The organism is Skermanella sp. (assembly GCF_059503625.1).
This window is the reverse complement of record NZ_JCACHA010000088.1, coordinates 1-4,021: the sequence shown is the minus strand read 5'-3', so window position 1 is coordinate 4,021 and position 4,021 is coordinate 1. Positions and strand designations below refer to the sequence as shown.

Here is a 4,021-nt window from a genome sequence, read left to right as displayed (position 1 = left end):
CCAGCTCCTGATGCTGTCGTTCGCCCTGCTCGCAGCCGCGGAGTGGGTAAGGCTGGTCGAGCCGGAACGGACCCTCGCGATTGCCTTGCTGGCAATCGGCGCCGTCGGCGCGGTCCTCGTAGTCGACTTCGTCGCCGGGGTCGAGTTTTCGCTCGGATTGGCGGCTTTGCTGACGGTGGCCCTGTTCGTGGCGGCAACGGTCGGGCATGCACAGCATCGCCGTCTCCTGGCTTTTGGAATTCCATACATCGTCTTCGGCAGTCTTTCCCTGCTTTGGGTGCGGGGCATCGCGGAAGACGGGCTGGGACTGCTCATCTACCTGCTGTTTGCCGTCTGGGCCACCGACATCGGGGCCTATGCTGCCGGGAGGACGATCGGCGGGCCTAAGCTGGCACCTCGTATAAGTCCGAAAAAGACGTGGGCGGGACTGATCGGCGGAATGGTCAGCGCCGCTATCTTCGGTGCCGGCGTGGCAGTTGCCTGTGGCGCCGCCAGACCCGGGTTCGCCGCAGTGCTGGCAGCTGTCCTGGCCGTTGTAAGTCAAGCCGGCGACTTCTTCGAGTCGGGCGTCAAGCGTTACTTCGACAAGAAGGACAGCGGGCATCTCATCCCCGGACATGGCGGTTTGCTTGACCGCGTAGACGGGCTTATTGTCGCAGCGCCGGTCTTTGCGCTGTTCCACGCGACCCTGGGGAAAGTTCTCGAATGGTGGTAGCCGCCGCCCAACATATCGATTCGCCGAATCAACCTCGGCATGTGACGGTTCTCGGATCGACCGGGTCCGTCGGACGCAACACGGTGGAACTGATCGCCCGCGATCCGGACGCCTATGTCGTCGAAGCGCTGACCGCCGGCCGTAACGTCGCCCATCTGGTCGAGCAGGCGCGCGCACTGCATCCCAAACTTGCCGTGATCGCCGATCCAGCCGGATACGAGCCGCTGCGCGACGCCCTTGCCGGCACCGGGATCGAGGTCGCGGCCGGACCCGAGGCGGTCGTCGAAGCTGCCCAGCGGCCTGCCGAATGGGTGATGGCGGCAATCGTCGGCGCAGCCGGCTTGGAGCCGACTCTGGCCGCGACGCGCCGCGGCGCCATCGTCGCCTTCGCCAACAAGGAATGCCTCGTCTGCGCCGGCCCACTTATGATGGACCTCGTGCGCGACAGCGGCGCCACGCTGCTGCCGGTGGACAGCGAGCATAACGCGATCTTCCAGGTTTTCGACTTCGAGCGGCGCGAGACGATCCGCCGCCTGATCCTGACGGCATCGGGAGGACCGTTCCGCCAGGCCGATCGGGCGACCATGGCCGCGGCCTCACCGGCTCAGGCTTGCGCTCATCCGACCTGGAGCATGGGTGCCAAGATCTCGGTCGACAGTGCGACGATGATGAACAAGGGCCTCGAGATCATCGAGGCGCATTTTCTCTTCGCCATGCAGGAAGACCGCATCGACGTTCTGGTCCATCCCCAGTCGGTCATTCACAGCATGGTTGAATATGTGGACGGTTCGGTCCTGGCTCAGCTCGGCACGCCCGACATGCGTACACCCATCGCTTTCTCGCTCGGCTGGCCGAGCCGGATCGAAGCGCCTGCCGCACGGCTTGATCTGCTGACTGCCGGAGCGCTCACGTTCGAGGCGCCTGACCCGGTCCGTTTCCCGGCGCTGCGGCTGGCCCGCCACGCCTTGCAAAGCGGCGGGGGCACTCCTACAATTTTGAACGCGGCGAACGAAGTAGCTGTCCAGGGCTTTCTAGATGGCCGGATCGGTTTTCTCGACATCGAAGCCGTGGTCGAAGGAACGCTGGAGAAGCTGCCTTATTGCCGCCTCGATAATTTGGATACGGTACGCCATATCGATGCCGAAGCCCGCCGCGAGGCGGGTATGATCGTGGCCCGGCGAAACGACGAAACCTGAACCGCGGGCGGTTGGAGAACCAATGGAATTCCTCGGCGGTCTGTGGACCTACGTCATCCCTTTTCTGGTCGTGCTGACCGTCCTCGTGTTCGTTCACGAGCTGGGGCACTACTGGGTAGCACGACGCAACGGGGTGCGGATCGAAACCTTCTCGATCGGCTTCGGACCGGAACTGTTCGGGCGTACCGACAAGGCGGGTACGCGCTGGAAAATCAGCGCCATCCCGCTCGGCGGATACGTCAAGATGTTCGGCGACGCGGATGCCGCCAGCACACCCAGCGGTGCCGTCCGGTCGATGACGCCGGCCGAGCGGGAGATCTCATTTTTTCACAAGCGTCTCGGCCAGCGCGCCGCCATCGTGGCGGCCGGTCCCATCGCTAACTTCCTGTTCGCGATCATCGGCCTGACGCTGCTTTTCTCGATCTACGGCCAGCCCTTCACGCCGGCCGACATAGGGTCGGTTCAGCCGGAAAGCGCCGCTGCCCAGGCCGGCATGCTGCCGGGCGACGTCATCGTCGAGGTCGACGGCCAAGCGATCGAGCGGTTCGAGGAAGTGCAGCAGATCGTCCGGTTCAACCAGGGCACTCCGCTGGCGCTCGTCGTCCAGCGCGACGGGCAGCGGCTTCCCATCAGCGTAACGCCGCAGGTGACCACGGTCACTGACCGCATGGGCAATTCCCATACCATCGGGCTTCTCGGTATCGGCCGTGCCGGCATGGAATACCGCCGCCACGATCCGGTGACCGCGCTTTGGCAGGCAGGACGCGAGACCGTCAACCTGACGGTGGGGACGCTAGGCGCGGTAGGCCAGATGGTGAGCGGTTCCCGCGGAACCGAGGAACTGGGCGGGCCGCTGAGAATTGCCCAGATGTCGGGCGAGGTGGCGCAAAGCGGCATCGTGGCACTGATATGGTTCATGGCCATTCTGTCTGTGAATTTGGGACTGATAAACCTTTTCCCCATCCCGATGCTGGACGGTGGCCACTTGTTGTTCTATGCCGTTGAGGCGATCCGTGGTAAGCCCCTCGGCGATAGGGCTCAGGAGTATGGCTTTCGGATCGGGCTGGCGCTGGTGCTTACCTTGATGGTGTTCGCGACGTGGAACGACCTGGTGCATCTTCGTGTCGTCGATTTTTTCCGTGATCTGATTTCCTGACGGGATAAGTAGTTTTATTGGGGGTCTGAGTTGGGGCTGAACAGGTTTATGGCGGCCTGCCTGCTGGCTGCGTGCGCGACCACGGCGACATCCGCGATTGCGCTGGCTCAGGGGCTTGGTCAGGGGCAGCCGACGACGGTGGCGCAGGCCAATTTTTCAGGCGGCAACATTGCGGGCATTCGGGTCGAAGGCACACAGCGGATTGAGCCGGCCACCGTCCGCTCGTATCTGGTCGTCAAGCAGGGCGATCCCTTCAATCCGCAGCGGATCGACGACTCGCTGAAGGCGCTTTTCGCCACCGGTTTGTTCGCCGACGTGACCCTCCGCCGCGACGGCAATACCCTTGTCGTCAATGTGGCCGAGAACCCGATCATCAACCGGATCGCCTTCGAAGGCAACAAGCGGATCGAGGACGCCGACCTGGAGCGCGAAGTCCAGCTTCGTCCCCGCGTCGTCTATACGCGCACCCGCGTCCAGAACGACGTGCAGCGCTTGCTGGAAGTCTACCGTCGTAGCGGCCGGTTCGCGGCGACGGTCGAGCCTAAGGTCATCCAACTCGACCAGAATCGGGTGGATCTGGTTTTCGAGATCGATGAGGGCGCCCGTACCGGCGTCCGCAAGATCAACTTCGTCGGCAACGAGATGTTCAGCGACAGCAAGCTGCGGGAAGAGATCCAGACCCGCGAGTCTCGCTGGTACCGTTTCCTGACGACCGACGACACCTACGATCCGGATCGGCTGACGTTCGACCGCGACAAGCTTCGCCGTTTCTATCTTTCGCGCGGCTATGCCGACTTCCGCGTCGTTTCCGCCGTGGCGGAGCTGACGCCCGACCGCGACGGCTTCTTCATCACCTTCACGGTGGAGGAGGGCGAGCGCTACAAGTTCGGCAAGATCGGCGTGGAGACGGAACTTCGCGACCTGAACCCGGACCTTCTGAAGGACCGGCTGACC

The 4,021-nt window shown here is 63.6% G+C and carries 4 protein-coding genes; all 4 read left to right on the top strand.

The features are described 5' to 3' along the window. The coding region (locus tag AC5JJ6_RS02340) for a phosphatidate cytidylyltransferase (protein ID WP_496040500.1) at nt 1-715 on the top strand (715 nt) is incomplete at its 5' end. Next, nucleotides 706-1,911 (top strand): 1-deoxy-D-xylulose-5-phosphate reductoisomerase, encoded by a 1,206-nt coding sequence (locus AC5JJ6_RS02335; RefSeq protein WP_496040499.1) that lies wholly within the window; start codon nt 706-708, stop codon nt 1,909-1,911. The genes AC5JJ6_RS02340 and AC5JJ6_RS02335, both read left to right, overlap by 10 nt. A 22-nt stretch (nt 1,912-1,933) precedes the next feature. Then, nucleotides 1,934-3,067 carry an RIP metalloprotease RseP gene (gene rseP / locus AC5JJ6_RS02330; RefSeq protein WP_496040498.1) on the top strand — a complete coding sequence of 378 codons (1,134 nt, stop codon included), beginning with the start codon at nt 1,934-1,936 and terminating at the stop codon, nt 3,065-3,067. Between the two features lie 48 nt (nt 3,068-3,115). After that, nucleotides 3,116-4,021 (top strand): outer membrane protein assembly factor BamA (gene bamA, locus AC5JJ6_RS02325; protein WP_496040497.1); only part of this gene is annotated, 906 nt, incomplete at its 3' end.

What these genes read in the sequence shown, in the direction of transcription:
- AC5JJ6_RS02335 (WP_496040499.1), top strand. Translation starts at nt 706, where the DNA reads ATGGTGGTAGCCGCCGCCCAACATATCGATTCGCCGAATCAACCTCGG.
- rseP (WP_496040498.1), top strand. Translation starts at nt 1,934, where the DNA reads ATGGAATTCCTCGGCGGTCTGTGGACCTACGTCATCCCTTTTCTGGTC.